This is a genomic window from Shewanella sp. 125m-7, assembly GCF_052977045.1.
This window is the reverse complement of record NZ_JBRILQ010000033.1, coordinates 1-24,153: the sequence shown is the minus strand read 5'-3', so window position 1 is coordinate 24,153 and position 24,153 is coordinate 1. Positions and strand designations below refer to the sequence as shown.

General features: G+C 46.6%; 16 protein-coding genes and 1 tRNA gene. 12 read left to right on the top strand and 5 right to left on the bottom strand.

Going from position 1 to position 24,153, the window contains the following annotated elements; genetic code table 11:
* The first annotated feature begins 34 nt into the window (after nucleotides 1-34).
* Together ACVBIL_RS14835 and ACVBIL_RS14830 are read left to right on the top strand one after the other, a co-directional pair.
* Nucleotides 35-2,422 carry a putative bifunctional diguanylate cyclase/phosphodiesterase gene (locus ACVBIL_RS14835; RefSeq protein WP_447167747.1) on the top strand — a complete coding sequence of 796 codons (2,388 nt, stop codon included), beginning with the start codon at nucleotides 35-37 and terminating at the stop codon, nucleotides 2,420-2,422.
* A 96-nt stretch (nucleotides 2,423-2,518) separates the two neighbouring features.
* Nucleotides 2,519-3,322 carry an SDR family oxidoreductase gene (locus ACVBIL_RS14830; RefSeq protein WP_447167746.1) on the top strand — a complete coding sequence of 268 codons (804 nt, stop codon included), beginning with the start codon at nucleotides 2,519-2,521 and terminating at the stop codon, nucleotides 3,320-3,322.
* Nucleotides 3,323-3,353: 31 nt separating this feature from the next.
* Here the strand turns inward: ACVBIL_RS14830 and ACVBIL_RS14825 are convergent, their stop codons facing one another.
* The 4 genes from ACVBIL_RS14825 to purH form a co-directional block, all read right to left on the bottom strand.
* Nucleotides 3,354-3,572, bottom strand: coding sequence for a hypothetical protein (locus ACVBIL_RS14825; protein WP_447167745.1), 219 nt, complete (start codon nucleotides 3,570-3,572; stop codon nucleotides 3,354-3,356).
* Nucleotides 3,573-3,805: 233 nt separating this feature from the next.
* Nucleotides 3,806-6,796 (bottom strand): hypothetical protein, encoded by a 2,991-nt coding sequence (locus tag ACVBIL_RS14820; RefSeq protein ID WP_447167744.1) that lies wholly within the window; start codon nucleotides 6,794-6,796, stop codon nucleotides 3,806-3,808.
* A 472-nt stretch (nucleotides 6,797-7,268) separates the two neighbouring features.
* Nucleotides 7,269-8,570 (bottom strand): phosphoribosylamine--glycine ligase, encoded by a 1,302-nt coding sequence (gene purD / locus ACVBIL_RS14815; RefSeq protein WP_447167743.1) that lies wholly within the window; start codon nucleotides 8,568-8,570, stop codon nucleotides 7,269-7,271.
* A 225-nt stretch (nucleotides 8,571-8,795) separates the two neighbouring features.
* Entirely contained in the window at nucleotides 8,796-10,385 is a 1,590-nt protein-coding gene (purH, locus tag ACVBIL_RS14810) for a bifunctional phosphoribosylaminoimidazolecarboxamide formyltransferase/IMP cyclohydrolase (RefSeq protein ID WP_447167742.1), read from the bottom strand.
* 367 nt (nucleotides 10,386-10,752) lie between these two features.
* Between purH and zntR the strand changes: the two genes are divergently transcribed.
* The 10 genes from zntR to selB all read left to right on the top strand — a co-directional run bounded on the left by zntR (nucleotide 10,753) and on the right by selB (nucleotide 23,778).
* Nucleotides 10,753-11,229 (top strand): Zn(2+)-responsive transcriptional regulator, encoded by a 477-nt coding sequence (gene zntR / locus ACVBIL_RS14805; protein WP_447167741.1) that lies wholly within the window; start codon nucleotides 10,753-10,755, stop codon nucleotides 11,227-11,229.
* Nucleotides 11,230-11,258: 29 nt separating this feature from the next.
* Nucleotides 11,259-12,668: a permease gene (locus ACVBIL_RS14800; protein WP_447167740.1), complete on the top strand. Its 1,410-nt coding sequence runs from the start codon at nucleotides 11,259-11,261 to the stop codon at nucleotides 12,666-12,668.
* A 191-nt stretch (nucleotides 12,669-12,859) separates the two neighbouring features.
* Nucleotides 12,860-13,516, top strand: a complete 657-nt coding sequence (locus ACVBIL_RS14795) for a thiol:disulfide interchange protein DsbA/DsbL (protein ID WP_447167739.1) — start codon at nucleotides 12,860-12,862, stop codon at nucleotides 13,514-13,516.
* A gap of 54 nt (nucleotides 13,517-13,570) precedes the next feature.
* Nucleotides 13,571-13,957, top strand: coding sequence for a thiol-disulfide oxidoreductase DCC family protein (locus ACVBIL_RS14790; RefSeq protein ID WP_447167738.1), 387 nt, complete (start codon nucleotides 13,571-13,573; stop codon nucleotides 13,955-13,957).
* Between the two features lie 726 nt (nucleotides 13,958-14,683).
* A complete protein-coding gene (gene fdnG, locus ACVBIL_RS14785) occupies nucleotides 14,684-17,701 on the top strand; it encodes a formate dehydrogenase-N subunit alpha (protein WP_447167737.1) in 3,018 nt (1,005 codons plus the stop codon).
* A 2-nt stretch (nucleotides 17,702-17,703) separates the two neighbouring features.
* Nucleotides 17,704-18,606, top strand: a complete 903-nt coding sequence (gene fdxH / locus ACVBIL_RS14780; RefSeq protein WP_447167736.1) for a formate dehydrogenase subunit beta — start codon at nucleotides 17,704-17,706, stop codon at nucleotides 18,604-18,606.
* Nucleotides 18,607-18,611: 5 nt separating this feature from the next.
* The gene (locus ACVBIL_RS14775; protein WP_447167735.1) at nucleotides 18,612-19,256 is read left to right on the top strand and encodes a formate dehydrogenase subunit gamma; all 645 of its coding nucleotides are present in this window, start codon (nucleotides 18,612-18,614) and stop codon (nucleotides 19,254-19,256) included.
* Nucleotides 19,257-19,258: 2 nt separating this feature from the next.
* Nucleotides 19,259-20,272: a formate dehydrogenase accessory protein FdhE gene (fdhE, locus tag ACVBIL_RS14770; protein ID WP_447167734.1), complete on the top strand. Its 1,014-nt coding sequence runs from the start codon at nucleotides 19,259-19,261 to the stop codon at nucleotides 20,270-20,272.
* A 117-nt stretch (nucleotides 20,273-20,389) separates the two neighbouring features.
* Nucleotides 20,390-21,874, top strand: a complete 1,485-nt coding sequence (selA, locus tag ACVBIL_RS14765) for an L-seryl-tRNA(Sec) selenium transferase (RefSeq protein ID WP_447167733.1) — start codon at nucleotides 20,390-20,392, stop codon at nucleotides 21,872-21,874.
* Complete coding sequence (gene selB, locus ACVBIL_RS14760) at nucleotides 21,871-23,778, top strand: selenocysteine-specific translation elongation factor (RefSeq protein WP_447167732.1); 1,908 nt, start codon at nucleotides 21,871-21,873, stop codon at nucleotides 23,776-23,778. The genes selA and selB overlap by 4 nt, the downstream gene beginning before the upstream one ends.
* Here the strand turns inward: selB and ACVBIL_RS14755 are convergent.
* Nucleotides 23,756-23,850: transfer RNA gene (locus ACVBIL_RS14755), tRNA-Sec, on the bottom strand. The genes selB and ACVBIL_RS14755 overlap by 23 nt on opposite strands.
* Nucleotides 23,851-24,153 lie beyond the last annotated feature (303 nt).

The window sequence follows — 24,153 nt, the reverse complement described above, 5'->3', positions numbered from 1 at the left end:
CTGGCGGGTTTTGAATTAGAGAAGTAGTCTTCAGATGCAAATTGGCAAGAAAGTTGTCTTAGTGATATTTGGGATCTGTATCCCACTGCTGGTCGCTGCCTGCTTAACCGGAATGGCTTGGTTACATGGCGAAGCCAACACTATACGCAGTCATGTCATTGAAAGAGAACTTGCGAGCATTGAATCGCAAATCAATCGAGAACTCGCGCGTTTTCAGCGTCTACAAGCTGATTATCAAACCGATTATCAAGCGGAAAAACAGGCCGGTTCAGAACGGCAGGTGATAGTTAGTCTGCTTAATGATGATTATCTCGAAACGTTAGCCAAGGCTCATTTTGCGACTCAAATAAAAATAGCGGCAGGAAGTGCTAAGCCTGATGTTTTACTCGGTAATTTATTCGACAACTTATTTGTTGATACGGTTACTGCTGAATTAAATCTTCCAGCGCTTTTAAATCAACAACAAGCTCACCTAGTTATTACCTTCTCGAACCAATTGTTTTCACGCATGGCATGGCAGTTTAACCTGTTGCTATTTGGTCTGTTGGCGAGTGTTATTGCATTACTGTTAGCTGGGTACTTTTGGCTTCGCGTCTCGGTGTTGAAGCCTTTAAATCGATTTAGCGCGCAATTTATAGGCCTAGAACAGAACGCAAAACAGCGGTTACTGATTAGTCGTGAGGAAGGCGGAGCATTTGAGGTGCTCACTCATAACATTACGCAAAACATTAATCTGCTACTCGATAGCGTCTATCAACAAGATAGGCAATCTCAAGTCATTTTGCAGTCGATTGCTGAAGTGGTTATCTTGACCGATATTAACGCTAACGTGAGTTATATCAATCCGTACGCAGAGCGCCTATTAAAGCTGAGTAGTCTGCAGGCACAGAGTAAAAAACTGCATGAGTTATTACCAGGTAATCAAAGCATAAGCGATAAGGTTACTCGCTTCTTGCAACGTACATCGACTCACACCGAGTCTATACATCTGCGCCTCGATAACGGTATGCCTAAGTTAATGAGTGGCAGCCTAGCGCCTTTTTCTAACGATTCAGGTGAGGTTATTGGTGCAGTATTGGTATTAAAAGACAGCACTCAAGAAATCCTGCTGAAACGACAACTGCAGCGACAAACCCATTTAGACCCTGTTACCAACTTGCTTAATAGAGCCGCGTTTGAAGATCGATTTACTGCTTTTTCTCACACTTCTCAATCCTTAGCCGTCGTTTATTTCGATTTGGAACAGTTCAAATTAATCAATGATTCATGTGGTCACACCGTTGGCGATAAAATGCTGAGTAAAGTGGCCAAGGCGATTGAATCATGTTTGCCAAGCAATGTGCTTTTTGGCCGTATTGGTGGTGATGAGTTCGGATTAATCCTGAAGGACTGTTCTGCGCTAAATGTCGCTAAGCTAATTAAGCGCATTATTGCCAGTGTGGCTAGCCAAATGGTGACGCATAACGACACGGGCTATCGAGTCGGCGTGAGTGCCGGTGTCGCGCTGTCGAGTTTAAATAAACAAACCAATTTACTCGAATTGCTTAAAGATGCTGATATTGCCTGTCATGCCGCCAAGCGTAAGGGCTGTAATCAAGTACACTTTTATGATGCCCGCGATCAAGACTTAAGTTATCAACGTAATGCACCCAAGTGGGCGGTTAGAATTGTACAGGCGATAGAGCGCAATGAACTGATCCTCTATTATCAAAAAATCAAATGTCTTTCTTCTCATAGTCAAAGGCAGCGCCTTGAGATCTTGCTCAGGATCCAAGAGCCAGGTGGCAGAATTTTACCTCCTGCACAGTTTATCGCAGCAGCGGAGCGCTTTAAGTTGATTGTCGATGTTGATAAAGAGGTCATTAGAAAAACCTTCTTGTGGCTGTCTTTAAATGAACCATTGTGGGATGACCATTGCTTGTCGATCAACTTGTCTGGTAACAGTCTGGGCGCAGAAGGTATGGTCGATTTTATCTTAAAGCAGCAACGTCGATTCGGGATCCCGAGTAGCTGTATCTGTTTTGAAATTACTGAGACGAGTGCCATCCAAAATCGCAGTCGTGCGATGAAGATGTTACTCGATCTACGAAAGCGCGGCTTTGCTTTTGCATTGGATGATTTTGGTAGTGGCTTTGCATCTTATGGTTACCTCAAAGAGATGCCGGTCGATTACGTCAAGATTGATGGCTGTTTCGTTAAGAATTTAGCTCATAATGCTAAAGACTACGCCATCGTTAAATCGGTCAACGATGTCTGCCGCGTGATGGGAATAGAGACTGTGGCTGAGTTTGTCGAAAACCAAGAGATTATCGATAAACTCGAAGTGATAGGGATTAACTATGCCCAAGGCTACGGCATTGGCCGACCACAAGCATTAGAGTCCTACCTGAGTGAGTCTGTCTCAGCGCAACAATTGGCGTAGCCTCACGTAATGAATGGATAATAAGAGATTTGCGATTATGGCGTTTATGTGTGAGCTTTACTGCTTAAGCATAAAATATTGGATAGTTGGCCATACATGGAAAATCTTAATGGTAAAGTCGTTATTATCACTGGTGCGTCAGAAGGAATAGGCCGGGCACTCGCGTTGGCACTGGCCGCTCATGACTGCAGATTGGTGATAAGTGCCCGTAACCTTGAGCGATTACAATCTTTAGCGGCAGAGATTTCTACACTCGGTCATACGCCGTTGGTGCAGGTGGCTGATGTGGCAGAACAGCTTGAGTGTGAAGCCTTAATTCATGCTTGTATTGCCCATTTTGGTAAGCTGGATATTTTGGTCAATAACGCGGGTATGACTATGTGGTCGCGATTTGATGAGCTCAAAGACTTAAGTGTGCTATCCAAAATTATGCAAGTTAACTATCTTGGTCCAATCTATTTAACCCATGCCGCCATCCCCTATCTGAAACAGACTCAAGGGCAAATCGTAGCCGTTGCCTCTCTTACTGGCATGACGGGGGTGCCATTACGCTCAGGTTATGCGGCATCAAAGCATGCCGTGATTGGTTTTTTTGATTCATTACGGATAGAGCTAAGTGATGATAAGGTGGCGGTAACCGTTATCTGTCCAGATTTTGTGGTCACTCAAACTCACAAGCGTGCCTTGGATGCTCACGGGCAACCGTTAGGTGAGACCCCAATGCTGGAAGCTAAGATTATGACTGCCGAGGCTTGTGCTCAGATGATGTTGCCTGCAATCGCGAAACGGCAGCGATTACTGATAACCTCATTTAGAGGCCGCATTGGTCGTTGGTTTAAAATTATCGCCCCAAGGCTTATTGATAAAATTGCACGTAGGGCGATAGAATCGGGTCGCTAGTTCAATTCTGATAAACAGCGTAGAGTTGAGGCTACTTATTTAGGTGTTTAACAATCGCTGCTGCCGCTTCAGCTTTAGTGGCTTTCTCTTCGCGGGTCTCAATGTGAGCCGTCGCACTATGGCCTGTCATCTCTTCGGCAATATGTAACCAATCTGGGTGCCAATAAAAAGAGGTTCCAGAAAGCGTATCCCAGTTATGCACACCTGATGTTTCGCCTTGATAGATAAGATCGCCAATTGAATATGTCATAGTTAACCTCTGATACGTAAGTTTAAATAATTGAAATTTGTTAGCGTATATCACTCACTTCGATAAGTATGAGCTCAATTGCTGGTGTGCCTAGAATGCGCTTTCAAATTACGGTTTTGTGCTACTTAGATCACAAAAATATCGATTGCTTGATGTTAGCGAACATATTGGGATAGGGTGAAACAAGCGTTGTAGATAATAAAAGCCCAGTAGAAACTGGGCTTATCCATGAACTAGTGGTTGGTTAAATCAAGGTTGATCAGCCACCAAGCCCTAGCTTGAATATCTTCAGCTTCAATGACTCCGCCGCTACGATAAGGCTTGGCAAAATGCACCAGCACAATTGGTGAGCTTGTCTGGTAGCGACCAGACTCAGTGAACCAAGCATTAAAAGCATCTTCTTTGTTGAGGCTAACCGTCACCTCAGAGCTAATAGGTTGGCTCAATCCCGGGCAGGTATGGATAGTTTTAGAGCTGATAGGGAAGGCGACTTGACTACCATCACTACAACGACTGGTTTTTTGCAGCCTTAACGTGACTAAGGTGCAATCCTTCATATTGATAGGATCTTTACAGACTTGAGCGACCATGGTTGAGTAGCCACCGCTATGCTCATCGCTGGGCTGATTGGCTAATTCGCCTCTAGCACCAAAGGCAGTGAAGTAGGAAACTTCATTGGCGGCGATCTCAACAGGAGAGACTATTTGCTGGTCAGAACCATTGAAATCTACACTGGCTTCTTCACCTAACCCCGCCTCGATTTCTGAGATAAACAGTTTATAGGTAGCCGATGAAGACTGATAATTTTGTCCACCGTCGTCGGTTACAACGATACCGAAGTAGTTATTCTCTCGAGACTTAGGGTAGGTGTGTACCGTGATCTCACCATTGGGCGCTAACTCGGCAAGCTCTGGAGAGACGACAGTTTCAAGCTCATAGCTCAGCTTACCGAACTGATCCCTTGTAGCTGGAGCCTTAATAACACGGTCAGGGTAAAACACGACATTTTGAATATTGGTCTCTAAGGCTAGACCGGGATGCTTGGCCTTTTCAATATTCACAATGAACTGACGCACGGTACGTTCGAAGTTCCTACTTTGCTCTACCACGCTAATTTGCGTAAGACCGGCTCCATTAATGCTTAGCATACCGCTTACTGGATCTATGCTGGCAATGTGGCTGGTTTGTAGGTCGCTGTAATAGCTAATTTCACTGCCTACTCCTCGCCCGGTTATCGTTGGAGAAGCAAGTGTCGCTCCATCGGCAAACTGTGTATTGAGCAGTGCAGTTGAAAGTTCTAGCTCGGTATTTTCCGTGGCTTTATCGATAACAACCGTAAATTCAGCCTTTTGGGAAACATGCCCAGCATCGCCTTTGTCTGTCACTATGTAGCTTGCAGAGCCCGCATTGTTAATCGTGAATGTTCGTGCGGCCTCATTAATGGTAATGACATCATTTTGCCCATGTTTAAATTGCCACTCAAGCTCGCCGATACTACCAGAGATAGGGATGTCGAGGGTTCTTGCTGCTGAGTAGCTGGTACGAACCGGGGTAATAGCTAGTGTGCCATGCAGGGGAGAGACATCGACATAAAACCGCTCTGTAACAGGAGCGAAATAGTCATTTCCCGAATCAACCGCTGTTAACCAGCCTCGACCTGCGCCGATTATCCTAATCACACCTGTCTCGGCATCTTGCTTGAGTACTGCGTCACCATCATCGATGCTAAAGCGCAGATCACCTTTGCTATTTAACACAATAGGTCTGAAGACGGCATTCTCTGCATAGTCGATGCGGGTGTTGGTTAAAATCAGCTCGTTGTTGGTTTGTTTATCAATGGTGACGGTGAATTTCTTCTGCTGGCTAGCCCAAAACTCACCACCATCATCTCTGACGATGACTTCCACCATGCCAGGTTTTAACACTGTCATCACGCCAGTTTCTGCATCAATCGCTATGACATCTGTTGGGCTGTCATTGGCCAAGGCATAGGCTAGTTGTCCATGGCCACCTATCACTTGAGGCTGAATGATTTGGTTCTCTTGATAGCGGGTCTGAATATCTAAACTGTCTAAAGAGTCAGAATCGATCCGTATGACCTCAACATTGATTGAGAGACTCTCAGGTAGATAGTTTTTGTTACCTGTGTCGCTAATGGTTACTTGTGTTTTTCCAATTCCGGTAAAGCTAAAAAGGCCTTTCTCTGCATCAATGATATCGATGACTTGGGAGGGGGCGTTCTCAGATAGACTAAAAGAGAGTTTTCCTTTAGAGCCGATTATCTGAATCGTTTGCTGGGCACCTTCATCATAAGTGGTCGTAAGATCTGCGGCTTGCAATGCAAGGTTTTTCGCACGCTTGATCTGCACTTTAAATATTTGAGGCGCAACTATGTCGTGATGCTGTGGGGCATTTTGTATTACTTGAACCTCAGTTTCGCCAGCCCCAATGACAAGCATCTCACCGCTGGCTTCATCTATCTGTACTACATCTGTATTCGTGCCATCGACTAGAGCATAGTGAATGCTTTGTGTTGGCGTTCCGCTGTACACGGGGAGCAGCTTTGCCCCTAATAGAAAAGGTTTATCTATTACATCACTGAATTGAGCAAACTCGGTTTGAGCCGTTTCTATCGTGATCGTAAATTGCTGGGTATCAGCTTGATAGTTGCGACCACCATCATCAGTGACATCAATAAGTACACTGCCGCTGCCCCAAACAAGGAACTCTCCGCCACGTTCAATCAGCACGACCTGATCGCTCTGATCTGAGGCAAACTCATATTCTAGCTCGCCAATGGCCCCGCTAACGCTAGCTTGATGGCGTGCAGCTTCTTGATAGGAGAGGCTGAGATCATTGGTAACAAGAGGGAGGCGGGGGGCTTTTTCGATAGTGACGGTGAAGTGGGTGCTAGCTGAGAGGTATTGCTCGTTACCGGGATCGGTTGCGATGAGTTCGGTGCGACCCGAATTGAGTATTGTCAGGCTCCGCTTATCTGCTGAGATCTGCACCACGTCATCTGTCGCGCTATCAGCTAGCCGATAACTGATGCTGTCTAATGTGCCCTCAATATTTGGGGTGATAGCGATGTTTGGTGAAAACTGCTGTTTGATATCAGCCGCTTTCAATATTGGATGAGGTTCTTTCTTTGGCTCCGTTGAATCAGACTCTCCACCTCCACATGCGGTAAGTAAGAACAGCAACAACAGACTTAGGTACTTCATAATGCCTCCAGCTTAAAATTGAAGCGGGAGTATACGGGTGTGGTGAATGTGCTGCAATTGGGTGAAGAGTTGTTATTTACTGCTAATTAATTGAAGTTACCTGGTTGGAAATTTTATATGCGATATAGAAGTTGCATATAAAAACAATGTTTTAGCTTAGTGGTTGAAAGATACCAAAAAGCGCTAAATATCCCCATAAAGTGAAAGGGCTTTTATGCAGGTAATTTGCATTTAAAAAAAAGTGCGACCTATCTCGCATTTTTGGTTTCTTATGTTTTAGCGCATGAGTCATTAGATGAAAGACATAAAAAAGCCCTGAGTGAACAGGGCTTTTAAGCTAGCTTTTGTCTTGTTAACGGGAAGGTTGTTTAACCTTCGCCGTTTTCACGAGCACATATTACACGGTAGGCAATGTCTGTTTAGCTATAACAGTCGTCATTCCAATAGCTTTAAGTAGATTAGTCTTTAACCTTTAGCTTTCGCCATTCTCTCGGGCAATGGCTCGGTAAGCAATATCGGTGCGAAAGTAAACGTCATCCCAGTGGATAGTATTCACTAAGTTGTAAGCGTCTTGCTGCGCTTCGGTGACAGTGTTACCCAAGGCTGTAGCACACAGTACGCGACCGCCATTAGTGACTACGTGACCGTTTTCCATGCTAGTACCCGCATGAAACACTTTAGCCTTGTTATTACCTAGGCTAAGACCTTCAATCACATCGTGCTTGCGGTATGCATCAGGGTATCCGCCAGCCGCCATCACCACGCCAACAGCTGCTCGTGAATCAAACTCAGCCGTGACTTGGTCAAGCTCACCGCGAGTCGATGCTAGGCAAAGTTCAACAATATCAGACTTTAGGCGCATCATAATCGGCTGAGTTTCTGGATCGCCAAAGCGGCAGTTGTACTCAAGCACTTTAGCGCTGCCATCAGGTGAAATCATCAATCCTGCGTATAAGAAGCCGGTGTAAACATTACCTTCGGCCGCCATGCCATCAACGGTTGGGCGAATAACATTTTCGATAGTCCAATCGTGAACCGCTTGGGTCACAACCGGAGCGGGTGAGTAGGCCCCCATACCGCCAGTGTTTGGACCGTTGTCACCATTATCGCGCGCTTTATGATCTTGGCTGGTGGCCATAGCAAGAATATTTTTACCATCCACCATCACGATGAAGCTGGCTTCTTCGCCTTTTAAGAACTCTTCAACCACAACCCGTGAGCCCGCTTCGCCAAATAAGTTACCCGCAAGCATATCGTCGATTGCGGCATCAGCTTCACTTTGGTCAGCCGCTATGATCACGCCTTTACCTGCTGCTAGGCCATCAGCCTTAATCACAATAGGAAAACCGGTAATGCTAGTCACTTGCTTAACATAGGCTTTAGCGGGTTTAATTTCGGTAAAATTAGAGTAGGCCGCTGTCGGAATGTGATGACGGGCCAAGAAGTCTTTAGTGAAGGCTTTAGACGATTCTAGCTGCGCCGCGCCTTTCGTTGGGCCAAAGATAGGCAGACCAGCTTCATTGAACGCATCAACCACGCCTAGTGCTAATGGCACTTCTGGACCAACAATCGTAATAGCGATTTTTTGCTCTGTGGCGAAGGCAACTAATGCCGAGATGTCTTCAACATTAATCGCTACGTTTTCAAGCTTTGGCTCAAGCGCTGTACCAGCGTTACCAGGCGCTACAAAGACGGTTTCAACTTGCGTCGATTGCGCTGCCTTCCATGCCAATGCATGTTCACGACCGCCGCCACCAATAATCAATACTTTCATTTTTTAATCCTTAATCGCTTCTTCATCGGTCCTTGAGCGGCATCAAACATGCTCACGTATTGGCATTTTTTACCAACAAGAATCTGCGCGTGCTTTCTTTGCTCAATAACCGATGACTTTGCGCTAAACGTTAAAAATCAATTTTTAGAAGCTTTAGATAAAGGTTCTAAAACCTAGAACCTAGAACCTAAAACCTAGAACCTAGAACCTAAAGCTTCATATAAATTAATGACGGAAGTGACGCATACCGGTAAATACCATTGCCATGCCGTGCTCATCTGCAGCAGCGATGATCTCTTCATCACGAATAGAACCGCCTGGCTGGATGATACAGCTGATGCCAGCTTCTGCTGCAGCATCAATACCATCACGGAATGGGAAGAATGCATCTGATGCCATTACTGAGTCTTGTACTTCTAGGCCTTCGTCAGCGGCTTTGATACCTGCAACTTTAGCACTGTATACGCGGCTCATTTGGCCCGCTCCGACACCGATAGTCATGCTGTTTTTGGCATAAACAATCGCGTTTGATTTAACAAACTTGGCCACTTTCCAGCAGAACATTAAGTCTTTCATTTCGCTAGCGGTTGGCTGACGTTTAGAAACAACTTTAACGTCATCCAAATCTACCATGCCTTGGTCGCGGTCTTGCAGCAATAAGCCGCCGTTAACGCGCTTGTAATCTAGGCTTTTTGTTTTAGTTGTCCACTGTCCGCACTCAAGTACACGTACGTTAACTTTTGCAGCAATAATGTCGCGTGCAGCTTGGCTGACTTTAGGAGCAATGATCACTTCAACAAACTGGCGCTCAACAATCGCACTTGCTGTTGCTGCATCGAGCTCGCCGTTAAAGGCGATGATGCCACCAAACGCAGACGTTGGGTCGGTTTGGAACGCACGGTTGTAGGCTTCAAGTAGGTTTTCGCCAATAGCCACGCCACATGGGTTAGCGTGCTTAACAATCACACAAGCTGGCTCGTCGAACTCTTTTACGCACTCAAGTGCAGAGTCGGTATCGGCGATGTTGTTGTATGAAAGTGCTTTACCTTGCAGCTGAACGGCTGTGGCAACAGAGGCTTCATCAAGTTGTGTATCTATGTAGAAAGCGGCAGTCTGATGGCTGTTTTCGCCATAGCGCAAGTCTTGCTTCTTCACTAACTGAGTGTTGTAAGTGCGTGGGAATTTAGAGTCTGCGTGACACTCATCCTTGCTGTGTGCAGGGACTTTTGTGCCGAAGTAGTTAGCAATCATGCCATCATAAGCGGCAGTATGCTCAAACGCGGCAATCGCTAAATCGAAACGCGTTTCAAGTGTTGTGCTACCTTCGTTTGCTTGCATTTCGGCAATCACGCGGCCGTAGTCGCTAGCGTTAACGATAATGGTAGTGTCTTTGTGGTTTTTAGCGGTAGAGCGAACCATAGTCGGGCCGCCGATATCGATATTTTCGATAGCGTCAGCTAGCGTGCAGCCTTCAGCTGCAACAGTGGCCGCAAACGGATACAAGTTAACCGCAACCAAGTCGATAGGCTTGATGTTGTTTTGTTCCATCACGATTTCGTCAATACCGCGACGCGCTAAAATACCGCCATGCACTTTAGGGTGCAGGGTTTTAACGCGACCATCCATAATCTCTGGATGGCCAGTATAATCTGATACTTCAATGACAGGCACACCATTATCAGCCAACAGGCGTGCGGTGCCACCAGTAGAAAGTAACTCAACACCTTGAGCATGCAACGCTTGTGCAAACTCTAAGATTCCGGTTTTATCTGAGACGCTTAACAGCGCGCGACGAATAGGTCTGGCATTATTCATTGTAGGTACAGGGTCCAGTAGTTATTATTAAGGATCTTTCGGAAAACAGAACAGTCTCACGCTCTATGCGCCTACACTGCTTTCCAAAAGTCCCTCAAGTTACTCTCCCGTCACGGCGCGCGTATTTTACCGTAAATTTACACATGGCGGTGTTTTTTTCTGCGCGATTTCACAATACGTTCAGCAGAACAAGCTTTCTTTACTGTTTCAGCGCAGAATAACTCTTGACCTTGGATACAACTCCAAGGTTTATACTCAAGCCATTACAGTGACAAAAACCTGCCAGTTTGTTGGGGTTGTCACTGGATAATGTTTGAGTTTAAAACTGAATTGTAAACAGGATTCTAGATTAATTTGGAGCTAAGGCATGTATCGAATTGGTGAGCTTGCACACTTGTGCGAAGTCAAAACAGATACCTTACGTTTTTATGAAAAACATGGTCTTTTGTCACCATCATCTCGCACCGATTCTGGTTACCGGATTTATTCCGAGGCTGATGCTGAGCGGCTGCGGTTTATTCTGCGAGCAAAGGCGGTAGGTTTTACCTTAGCCGAGATCACTGAGCTGCTGTCTATTGAATTGGATAAGTCTAATTGGGCATGCGCCGATGTGAAGGGATTAGTGGATGACAAACTCGCCAATGTAGAAGCTAAAATTGCCGAGCTAAACCATTTTCAATTGTCACTGCAGCGCCTGTCTCAAGCCTGTTGTGGTGGGCCTGAAAGCGCTGAGCATTGTTCAATACTCGAAGCATTGGAGTCGAATACTGACAGTATTCGTTGTGAAAATAATAAGCATAGTCACGGTGAGCATGAATTCACTAAGACCTGCACTGATAAATAAAATACTCAGAATACACGTGAGAAGTCGTTATGTTATTTGAAAACTTTATTGAGTTGTTTTTAGAATCGGCCCCATGGCTTTTATTGGGTCTAGTGTTAGCGGGCATGTTGAAAATGTTCGTGCCGATGGCGTGGATGCAAAAGCAATTAGGCGGCCACGGTTTTAAAACTGTGGTAAAAGCTGCGGTACTTGGCGCACCTTTACCGCTATGTTCTTGCGGCGTTATTCCCGCAGCGGTGGGTTTACGTCGTAGCGGTGCATCGAAAGCTGCGACTACTTCATTTTTAGTGTCGACCCCTGAAACTGGCGTGGATTCGGTAACCGTATCATATGTTCTGCTTGGTCCATTTATGGCGATAGTAAGACCCATCGCGGCGGTGCTGAGTGCCATCGTAGCGGGTTTACTGGTTGGTCGTGATGACGATGACGGCAAGCCCGTTGCTAACGCTACGGTTAGTGGTGAAGCTAAACAAACAGAAGCCAAAGTAGAGCAAGTAAGTTCATGTTGCAGTAAAAAAGTAGAGGAGCAAGTTGCGCCAGTGGCTTCATGCTGTAGTAGTAAAAAAGATGAGCCAAAAGTTGCAGCGACAGCTGAAAAATCATCGTGCTGTTCAAGTAAAAGCGCGGCAGAAGTCAGTATGAAGCCGATGACGGATGCGAGTGTGATGGCGATGAAAGTGCCCGATGCTACTGTAGAGCCTGTATCTTCTAGCTGCTGCTCAAATAAAAAGCAGACTGCTGCAGAAACTAAATCATCATGTTGCAGCAGCAAAAAGGCCGATTCAGTTAATCATACACATGCAGCTGGCGAAGCAGACAGTTGCTGTGAGTCGACCAGAGATGTGGCGACAGAATTAAAGGGTACCTCTGTTATTAGCCGTATTGGTAAGGGCCTGCATTACGCTGCAACCGATCTCGTACGTGATACGACTATTTGGCTATTGATTGGTTTGTTCTTTGCGGCATTGGTACAAACCTATGTGCCAGCTGATTTTATGGCGAAGTGGGGCGATGGCATTCTAGCCATGCTAGTGATGGTACTCATTTCTATCCCTATGTATATCTGCGCCACAGCGTCTACACCTATCGCCGCCGGACTGCTATTAGCGGGCGTTTCACCGGGCGCCGTATTAGTGTTTATGTTGGCTGGTCCCGCTACCAATATTGCGACTTTAGGTGTGGTGACCAAAGAGCTGGGTAAGCGTGCATTGTATGGCTATTTAGGTGGGGTATTGGGGGTCGCCTTAGTGTCAGGCATCTTAGTCAATTATCTAGTTGATACTTTTGGTTTTGAGGTTATGCCGCAAATTGGTGAGCATCACGAGCTATTGCCTGTAAGCATTGTCTACACTTCAGGTGTGGTACTTGCAATATTGATGGCTAAGGTGTTCTTAGATAAGCTCCCTAAAAATTGGTGGCGCCGAGACTGCTGCTCATAACTCGCACTAAACAATCTTTGCAGGGAATTGTTTGATAAGGTAAGGCACTCATTCGAGTGCCTTTTTGTTTTGGCAGTTAATAGGCTAAAGTTTGATTACTGGTTAGTGAGAATAGAGTAACGACTCGCTTCTTCAACCGATGAAATGGTCTATTTATGCTCGCATAAACCCACTATACAAAAGGATGTGTTATGAACAAAATACTCGCTACACTATTTCTGTCTTTAACTTTGGTTGCATGTTCTGAGCCTTCCACGCTTGATGCAGACGGCAATTATGTTGAGGGTGTGCACTATCGGACTTTAGCTACAGTTATCCCAGCCAGCAGTAATGATATCTCGGTAACCGAGTTTTTCTGGTATGGCTGCCCTCACTGTGAGTTGTTTGAAAAGCCACTACACGATTGGGAAACAACTATGGCTGAGGGGGTCAGCCTAGTGCAATCGCCTGCAGTGTGGAGTGAGGCAATGAAACTGCATGGCAAAGTCTTCTTTATTGTGCAGCAGATGGCAAACAAGCAGCAAGTACACGCCGCGCTGTTTAATGAAATAATGGGGCTGCGTGAAGTCAAAAGCCTTGCAGAGCAGCAAGCTAGGTTGGCGAAATTTTTAAACGGTTATGGATTATCAGAGCAAGAGTTTACTGAAAAGTTAAGTTCAGACGATATCGTGTCAAAGCTTAAACACGCGATGCAGTTGATGTCGTCAGCCGAGATCCAAGGCACGCCAACAATCGTGGTTAATGGCCGTTATATCATTGTTAATGAGTCGGCGAGTTCTGCGGAGCAAGTGATGGATATCGCCAGCTATTTAGTTGGACTGGAAAAAGCTAGGCTGGCGGGCCAGTAATGACGATTTTGCCTATAGCCAATGGCTTATCTTGTTTGATAGGCATAAGCGAGTATGTCTGAAGCGCAGGCTATCATCATATTTGATGGAGTTTGCAATCTGTGTAATGGCGCGGTGCGTTTTATTACGCGCCACGATCCTAATGAAATGTTTAGGTTTGTGGCTTTGCAGTCAGAGCAAGGTCAAGCGCTGCTTAATCAGTATCAGCTTAGCCACGTTGCTCTCGACAGTGTTATTGTTATCAAGCCTGAGCGTTGTTATTTACGTAGCGATGCGGTAATAGAAATCGCTAAGTCGCTTACCGGTATAGCTGTGATTTTTCGGTGGCTAGGTTTCTTGCCTAAACCATTAAGAGATCGCTGTTACGATCTTATTGCCAAATACCGCTACCAAATATTTGGTAGAAGAGTGCAATGCGATCGACCAACAGATAACGAGTAACGCTCGGCAGAACGTTTGCTTCAGTAACGTTAATCGGCTTTAAAAACGGCTTTAAGAGCCCGTCTGGTTGTAATTCAATCTACTTTTCCCCACCTATACAGGTACACATGCAAATCACTGCAACGGCAAATCTAGCTATTTTTGAGACGCGTTGCCATTTTCACTAAAAATAGTGCGCTTGCTTATGTGCCATATTGTCTAACTACCGCCTTTGAATCTAAATCATGTGTTTAAGCACTTGTAACGATAATGATGAAATAACAAATTAAATGGTGTCGTGTTGCTGCTTAAAGCGTGTTGCAAAGGCTTTCTACAGTGAGTGAAGCTGTTTCTCCGACGAATAAGTTAACCAATATCCTTAATTACGCCTGAGACAATTTGTCTTTGTGTAACTAGCCAGAGTGTCCGCGGTCGATATTTGTGGGTTAATCAGTGTTTTATCTTGCTTTCGTCATTGGGTGGTTGACGCCTTGGCGGTTTAGGCTGTTTTTGCTTGGTGTTTCCGATGATTATGCTTTTGCTGTTTTTGTGTGATCCCTGTCGCGTGTTATTAATTGTTCGTATAGCTGACTTTAGGGATAATTCATTCGCATTAATTAGCCTGTGTTTAGTATTTACTTAAGCGTGATGCTCTAGGCATAAAGGGCGAGTTAATGACAAAAACAAATACAGCGCCGAGATGAGATTATCGGCCTGAGTAGAAAATACTAATTGTGTGAGGGTGATATGGACAGACGACAGTTTTTTAAACTGTGTGCCTGCGGAGCGACCACATCAGCAATAGCCGCGTTGGGATTAATGCCCGGCACTGCGATGGCTGCGCCTCGTGAGTATAAGTTGTTGAAAGCAAAAGAGACCCGCAATAACTGCTGTTATTGCTCAGTGGGTTGTGGCTTGTTGATGTACAGCTATGGCAGCAATGGTAAAAACGCCGAAAAAGCGATTTTCCACATTGAAGGCGACGCTGACCATCCGGTTAACCGCGGCGCATTGTGCCCTAAAGGCGCAGGCTTAGTGGATTATGTGAATAGCCCTAACCGTAACTATTTCCCAGAAGTGCGTGAAGCAGGCTCTAACGAGTGGAAACGCATTAGCTGGAACGACGCATTTAGTCGTATCGCCCGTTTGATGAAAGACGATCGCGATGAAAACTTTATTGAAAAAAATAGCGACGGCATCACAGTAAACCGTTGGTTGACGACAGGCATGATGACCTCGTCTGCACAGCCAAACGAAGGTGGTTTTATTACCCATAAATTTGCTCGTTCTCTTGGCCTAGTGGCCATTGATACTATTGCGCGTAACTGACACTCCCCAACGGTAGCAAGTCTTGCTCCAACATTTGGGCGCGGTGCCATGACCAACCACTGGATCGATATTAAGAACGCAAGTGTCGTGGTGATCATGGGCGGTAATGCCGCCGAAGCACATCCTGTCGGTTTCGGTTGGGTAACGGAAGCAATGGAACACAATAACGCCAAATTGGTGGTTGTTGATCCTCGCTTTAACCGCAGTGCAGCATTAGCTGACTGTTATGCACCACTTCGTAGTGGTACTGATATCGCATTCCTTTTAGGTCTAAGTCGATACCTCATTGAGACCAAACAGATTAACTACGAGTATGTCAAAGCGTACACCAACGCCAGTTACATTATTCGTGAAGATTTCGAATTCAATGAAGGCCTATTTAGTGGTTTTGATGAAAAGAGTCGCACTTACGACAAGGATTCTTGGTACTACGAATTAGATGAAGATGGTTACGCCAAAGTTGATGAGACTTATGAACATCCGCGTTGTGTGTGGAACTTATTAAAGAACCATGTCGATCGCTATGATTTTGAAACCGTAAGCAATATTACCGGTACGCCCGTCGAAGATTATGAAAAAGTGTGTGCCCTAATTGGTAGCACACACGTTCATGACAAAGCGGCCACCTTTATGTATGCGTTGGGCTGGACCCATCACACTAAAGGCGCGCAGAACATCCGTTCTATGGCATTGGTGCAGTTGCTGCTGGGTAATATCGGCGTATTAGGCGGTGGTGTTAACGCACTGCGTGGTCACTCAAACGTACAGGGCGCGACGGACATGGGCCTGCTATGTCAGAACCTGCCGGGTTACTTGAAGCTACCCAATGATAACGATACAGATTTAGCCACATACCTAGATAACTACACGCCTAAAGCGTTGCGTCCAGGCCAAACAAACTATTGGTCTAACTATCCAAAGTTCTTTGTGTCGCAGATGAAGAGTTTCTGGGGTGAAAACGCAACGGCGGCCAATGGCTTCGGCTATGACTGGTTACCTAAGTGGGATATTCAGTACGACTTTACTAAACACATCGACATGATGTACCACGGTCAAGTTAACGGTTACTTCATTCAAGGAGTTAACGCGATTAACTCTATGCCGAACCGTAATAAAACCTTAGCGGCATTATGCAAGCTTAAGTACATGGTGGTGATGGATCCGTTAGCGACAGAGACCTCGGTTTTCTGGCAAAAAGCGGGTGAGTTTAATGATGTTCAGCCAAGCGAAATTCAAACAGAGGTGTTCCGTCTACCGACAACACTATTTGCTGAAGAAGAAGGTTGTATCGTTAACTCGGGTCGCTGGATGCAATGGCATTGGAAGGGCGCAAACCCACCAGGCGAATCTAAGCCAGATGCTGAGATTTTATCTGGCATCTTGATGAAGCTTAGAGAGCTTTATAAAGACGAAGGTGGCGTATTACCAGAGCCGATTGAAGCGATTAACTGGGGTTACCATAATCCACACTTCCCACATGGCGAAGAAGTGGCAAAAGAGCTTAACGGTATCGACCTTAAAACAGGCAAACAGCTCGATAGCTTTAGCCAGTTAAAAGATGACGGTAGTACGGCGTGTGGCTGTTGGATTTACTCAGGTTGCTGGACTGAAGAAGGCAACATGATGGCACGCCGCGACAACTCTGATACCTCAGGTAAAGGTATTACGCCAGGTTGGGCATTCTCTTGGCCGTCAAATCGCCGCGTGCTGTATAACCGCGCATCGTGTGACGTTGATGGTAAGCCTTGGGATCCAAAGCGCGTCATCGTTGAGTGGACTAATGGTAAATGGCATGGCATCGACCAAGGCGACTTCAATATGAAGTTACCACCAAAAGAGTCGGCGCACCCGTTCATCATGCAGCCTGAAGGTGTGGGCCGTTTCTTCGCGCTTAAACATCTAGCTGAAGGGCCATTCCCTGAACATTACGAGCCAATGGAGACGCCAATCGGCACCAACCCATTGCACCCGAATGTGATCAGTAACCCTGCGGTGCGTATGCTACCTGGCGTGGCCGAGACATTAGGTTCACACACTGAGTTCCCTTATGTATGTACCACTTACTCGCTAACAGAGCACTTTAACTTCTGGACGATTCACTGTCGTTTAGCGGCTATCTCTATGCCTGAAACTTTCGTCGAACTCGATGAAATTCTTGCGGCGAAGAAAGGTATTGCCAACGGCGATTGGGTACGTGTTAGTTCTAAGCGCGGTAGCTTGTTAACTAAGGCATTAGTCACTAAGCGTCTACAACCGCTCAAGGTGCATGGCCAGATGGTACACACTGTGGGCTTACCACGTCATGGTGGCCATAACGGTTTAACACGTAGAAGTTACAGCTGTAACGTACTGACCACTGAAGTGGGTGATGCGAATACACAGGTGCCAGAGTTTAAGGCATTCCTTGTGGATATCGCTAAGGCTGAGGGAGTTTAATCATGTCTGCTCAAGATATCATTTTAAGCTCTGGTACATCAGAGCTCACTCCTGCAGCGCAGGTACGACGTAAGTTAAGCAAAGTGGCTAAGTTATTCGACGCCACTAAGTGTAACGGTTGTAAGGCTTGCCAGGTGTCTTGTTCTGAATGGAACGACCTTAGAGCCCCAGTGGGTAGCTTCCAAGGTTCGTATCAGAACCCAATGGACTTGTCTTCAGAGTGTTGGACACTGATGAAGTACCAAGAAGTGGAAGAGAACAACAAGCTAAATTGGCGTTTTGCTCATAGTGCATGTATGCACTGTGATGACCCTGCCTGTTTAACGGCTTGTTCTACCAAAGGTGCCATCGTTCAACGCGCTAACGGCGTTGTCGATTTTGACTCTGATAAGTGTACGGGTTGTGGTTACTGCGTATCGGCTTGTCCGTTCGATGTACCAAGACTCGACCCTATCGATCAGAAGGCCTACAAGTGCAGCATGTGTTCAGACCGTCTACAAGTGGGTCAAGAGCCTGCATGTGTGAAGTCTTGTATCACTAGCGCTTTGAAGTTCGGTACTCGTGAAGACATGTTGTTTATTGCAGATCTTAGAATCAAAGAACTGCATAAGCGCGGCTTCGTTAATGCCGGCTTATATAACCCAGAAGGTGTGGGCGGTACAGGCATGATGATGATTCTGCATGATATCAATCAACCGCAGAATTATGGCCTACCAGCCGATCCAAAAACGAGTGTGCCAGTTAAGTTATGGCAAGACGTGGTTAAGCCATTGGGTGCGGCGGGTATCATCGCAACTGTGGCAGTTGCCTGTCTACACCGTATCACTGTCGGCCGTAACCTCGTTGAAGAGGACGAGCCAGCACAGTTTGATCACACTCACTCAGATAAGTCAGATAAGGAGTAACGCTCATGCATAAGCAGAATATGATTTTGCGCCATAAGTTGTTCGACCGCATCTGTCACTGGTTTGTGGTTGCTACAGGTTTGGTGACATTCCTAACCGGCTTTGCTTTCTTCTTCCCGTCATTTCAATGGTTGGGGTCGATTGCAGGTACGCCGCAAATGGCGCGCTTTGTTCACCCAATTGCCGGTTTGATGATGTGTCTGCCGTTAATGGTGATGCTCGTTCGCTACTACCACCATAACAAGTGGGAAAAGAACGACCTAACATGGATGTTAGCCATTAAGGATGTGATGTTCGAAAACGAGGACAAGATCCCCGCTATCGGCCATTACAACCCGGGTCAAAAAGTGCTGTTTCGTACCTTCGTGGTGACCTCAATCGCATTGACGATTACCGGCATCATGATGTGGCAGCCTTACTTTGCTCCTTACTTTGAAGCAAGCGCTATTCAGTGGGCCATTTTGATTCATGCAGTGTGCGCAGTGATCATGTTGATCTTTGTGATTGTGCATTTTTGGATGGCAACGTGGGTAGAGGGATCGGTTGCTGGCATGTTGTACGGCTATGTGTCGCGGGCTTGGTGCAAGAAGCATCACCCTAACATGCTAAACGATCCTGAATTAAAGACTAATAAGCAGGAAAAACACTAATTATGAGCACAGCAATACTCGACGCTGAAAAGATCCCCGGCCAGTCACTGGATATTAAAACCGTGATCGCAGCTGACCCAAAAGCCGTTTATCAATTTAGAGCGCTGCGACTCGCTGAGCTAGCCGAAGAATCTGGATTAACAGAATACTTTGGCTTACTCGAGCAGTTAGTTGGCGCGCAACAAAAGGTAGCGGCACTGTATGGTGAGGCGGCAAAGAGCTGCTTTGGCCCCAAACCAAAGCTAGATCTTAGCCAAAGCCAACCCATGGCGCAGCAGCACTTTGAGTGGGGCAACTATTGGCAGTCGGTATTGCTGGAATTGATTAGTGATCTAATGCCAAAAGTCAGTACTGACTTGCATGGGATACTAAAGGAACTGGCTAAAGCTGAAGCCGATGTGTTGCAAGGCTACGCCAAGTCGATGCTTGGTGGCCGCTTTGCCGAAGTCCCTGCGCAGTACAGCCTGTTTATCTGGGCGGCGCTGTCAGTGTACTGGTCGCATTGGGCGGTAGAGGTTGCACAGGGGTTAGCCGATGCGGCACAGGCACATAAACGCTTATGCCCAGTTTGTGGCAGTCACCCAGTCGGTAGCGTTATCAAGGAAGAGCCTCGTGCTGGACTGAGATACCTGCATTGCAGCCTGTGTGAAACACAGTGGCATGAAGTGCGCGCCGAGTGCACATCATGTGGCGAAAGCAAGGGCGTATTCTTGTGGGCTGAAACCGAAACTAATGCGGCAATTCGGGTTGAAAGCTGCGACACCTGTAACGGGTATACCAAGATGTTCTTTACCGACATCAACCCAAGACTGGAAGTTGCGGCCGACGATTTGGCGACCTTAGTGATGGACAGCCATTTGGTTGAGCAAGGTTACAGCGTAACCACGGTAAATCCGTTGCTGCTGGCTCATGAGCAAGAGCCTCAGCTTGATAAAGAGCTTCAGCCAAGTGAAAAGCCTCTGCTTGATGAAGAGCCTCAGCCACATCAACAGCAAAAGGTTGGCGACATCCACTAGCCAGCTTTAACAAACAGCTAGTAAGCAAACTGTAAGTTAATTTGTAAGCAAGAGCCGCATTTCGGTGCGGCTCTTTTATGCACCCATTTCATTTATTTTACGACTAGACGAAGACCTATGACTCAAGCTATCAATTCCACTCAAGCCCTATACCGTTGTTTACCTGCAATGGACAGCTTGCTACTGATACCTCAAGTGATAGGTTTTATCGATCAGCAGGGCAAGCCCTGGATTAAATCGTTATTGGCGCAAATGCTTCAAGATGCACGCCAACAAATAGCACAGCGACAAAGCTTGCCAAGCTGGAGCTTAGATTTAAGCAATATCATTACCGAGTTAGCCCGCCGTATTGGCAACGCTCAGCGTCAAAGCATGACGCCAGTGATTAACCTTACCGGCACCATATTACACACCAACCTTGGGCGCTCGCAGATGTGTGAAGCAGCGATTGATGCGGTTACCCAGGTGATGCGCAGCCCGGTGCCGCTTGAATTTGATATGGGCCAAGGCAAACGTGGCCACCGTGACAGCGCAATATCGGCGCTTATTCATGAGCTAACCGGCGCAGACACTTGTTGCATCGTCAATAACAACGCCGCAGCAGTATTGTTGATGTTAGCGGCGACCTCGGCAGGCAAAGAGGTGATTGTATCGCGCGGTGAGCTGGTGGAGATTGGCGGCGCATTTCGTATCCCCGATATTATGACGCAGGCGGGTTGCAAGCTGGTGGAAGTGGGGTGCACTAACCGTACTCACCTTAAAGATTACGCCGCTGCCATTACCGAAAACACCGCCGCGATCATGAAGGTGCACACCAGTAACTTTCACATTAGTGGTTTTACTAAGGTCACCGAAGAAGCAGAGTTAGCGGCTTTATGTAAAGAAAAAGGCATCGCGCTGATCTCGGATCTTGGTAGCGGCGCGCTGACTGATTTATCGCGCTTTGGTTTATCAAAAGAGCCGATGCCGCAGCAGATGCTGAGCGATGGGGTAAATCTGGTGAGCTTTTCAGGCGACAAGCTACTTGGCGGCCCGCAAGCTGGGTTAGTGGTGGGCGATGCGAAGCTGATTGCCAAGCTACAAGCGCATCCATTAAAACGTGCACTGCGCTGTGACAAGATGACGCTAGCGGCGCTCGAAGCCACCTTAATGCAGTACCGCAACCCACAAACGCTAGATACTCAGTTACCCATTTTTAGAAAACTGTCGCGTCCATTAGCTGAGCTTGAAACGCTGGCGCAGCAACTCACCACGGTATGTAGCCCGGTACAAACACAGTTTAATGTGACGATAAAACCTTGCCAAACTCAGGTGGGAAGTGGTTCGCAGCCTGATGTGCTGCTGGACTCAATCGCGCTGTGTTTCGCTGTTAATCCTGCGACAGCCAAAACCCACAGCACACTAAGTGTGTTGCAACTGGATAAGTTTTTTAAAGCGGCAAGTTTGCCGATTATCGGCCGTATTACTGCCAATCAGTTGTGGCTTGATCTGCGCGGCACTGACAAGGATAGCGAGCTTATCGATGTCCTGACAAAAAACTTAATCGCGTTTGAACAAGCTCATAGCAATACATCTGCCAAATCTGTGGAGGTCGCGTCATGATTATTGTTACAGCAGGCCACGTTGACCACGGTAAAACCAGCCTCATTCAAGCGCTCACGGGCACCGATGCCGACCGTTTACCGGAAGAAAAGCAGCGCGGCATGACTATTGAGCTAGGTTACGCTTTCATGGACTTAGCCAATGGCGAGCGCTTAGCCTTTGTTGATGTGCCGGGCCACAGCAAGTTTATCAATACCATGCTTGCAGGGGTGAGCTGCGCCAAACATGCACTGCTAATTATTGCCTGCGATGATGGGGTGATGCCGCAAACTCACGAGCATTTAGCCATTTTACAGCTGCTTAATCTAGAGCACTTAATCGTGGTGCTCACCAAGCAAGATAAGGTCGATAGCGCCAGAGTAGCTGCTGTGACGCTGGAGGTGAATGAGTTACTGAATCAACACCAGCGCGAGAGTCATATTTATCTGGTGTCGGCGCGGACCGGTTTTGGTATTAGCGAGCTTAATCAAGCGATTGGCACATTGGCGCAGTCACAGCTAACCCGTTTAAGCCAGAACAGTGAGCAAGCAAGCTTTCGTATGGCGATTGATAGAGCCTTTAGCGTTAAAGGTGCGGGGTTGGTGGTTACGGGTACCGTGATTAGTGGCCAAGTGAGCCAAGGCCAAAACCTGTATCTATCAGGCCAGCGAAAACCTGTAAAAGTCAGAACCTTACATAGCCAAGGTAAGCTGAGTGATAGTGCTCATCATTGTCAGCGGGTGGCACTTAACCTTACTGGCGTGGATCAACACCGCGGCGCAGAGCGCGGTGACTGGTTAACTGCACTTGCCCCTATCGAAGCGCCAAAAGTAATTTGTGGAATATTTGAGTCTTGCCTGCCGTTTAAACATTGGCAAAGTGTGCAGGTTCATTTAGGCAATAGCCACACCACGGCGCGCTTAGGTTTACTGCAGTCATTAGCCGATGGCAAAGCCTTGGTTGAACTGCAGTGCGAGCAGGCACTGGCGGCCGTTGAGCAAGACCGCATTATAGTACGTGATAGCGCAGCCAAAACCACCTTAGGTGCGCTGCGAGTGCTAGATATTAATCCGCCTAAACGTGGCAAGCGTAGCCCTGAACGCATCGAGTATTTACAAGCTCTGGCAGATTGCCGCAGCGTTGCTGCCAGTTTAGCGGCGCAGACTCAAGCTAAGTGTATCGAGCAGTCGAGCTTTATGTGGGCCAATCAGCAAGGCGATGTAAGCGCTGAGTTACTCAATGACAATCAGGTTATTGCGTTAGACGGTTTTTTATTATCCCAATCGCTTAAACAGCAGATTGAGGCGCAATTGCTCGCCCTGCTCGACCAATACCACCAAGCGTCGCCAGAGCTGTTGGGGCTGAGTATTAATCGTCTGCAGCGTATGACACACAACCAATATCCGCTAAGCGTATTGCTTAAGTTAACCGCTAGTCTGCGCGAGCAAAATTTACTGCACAGCAGCCGTGGCTTACTGCATTTACCCAGACACAGTTTGCAGCTAACGGCTTCAGAGCAGCAACTTTGGCAGTCGATTAAGCCATTGATGCTAGCCGCTCAAGGGCCGCTGTGGTCATCCGATTTGGCTAAGCAATTGAATTTAGATGTGAGTGTGGTGCGTGCGTTGTGCCGTAAGTTGATTCAGCTGGGGTACTTGTCAGCAATTATCAAAGACCGCTTTATGTTAACCGAGAGCCTGTATTTCTATGCCGATGTGATCCGTCAGCAAATTAGCTTGAGAGGCGAAATCCAAACGTCTGATTTCAATTCGATTATTCAGCTTGGCCGCAAAGCCAGTATTCAGCTTTTAGAGTTTTATGACCGTAGCGGATTAACGTGGCGCAAGAAGAAAGACAATTCGAGAGTGATTAGAGATGGCAGTATTTTCATCGCAAGTGATTTGGCGGAAGAACATAGGAGTTGAACCTACCCGGGACTGCTGGCAGCCCCACCTGGATTTGAAATCCAGACGTTTCACCGGAAACGACGTTCTTCCGTATCACTTGCGGCGAATAATAGGCAATTGCTTTTGACTAAACAATATTGATGGCGAGCAAACTTTATTAATTGTGAGTCCAAATTGTATTTATCGATATTAATCATGATGAGTGGGACATTATTTACCAGGCCAATAAAGCGTTGTGATGACAGCGCTCTTATTTGTTAGTTGATATTAATAGACTTATATGTTTACCAAGTGTGATCTTTTTTTACATCTATCCATTTATCGATATTAATCATGATGAGTGGGACATTATTTACCAGGCCAATAAAGCGTTGTGATGACAGCGCTCTTATT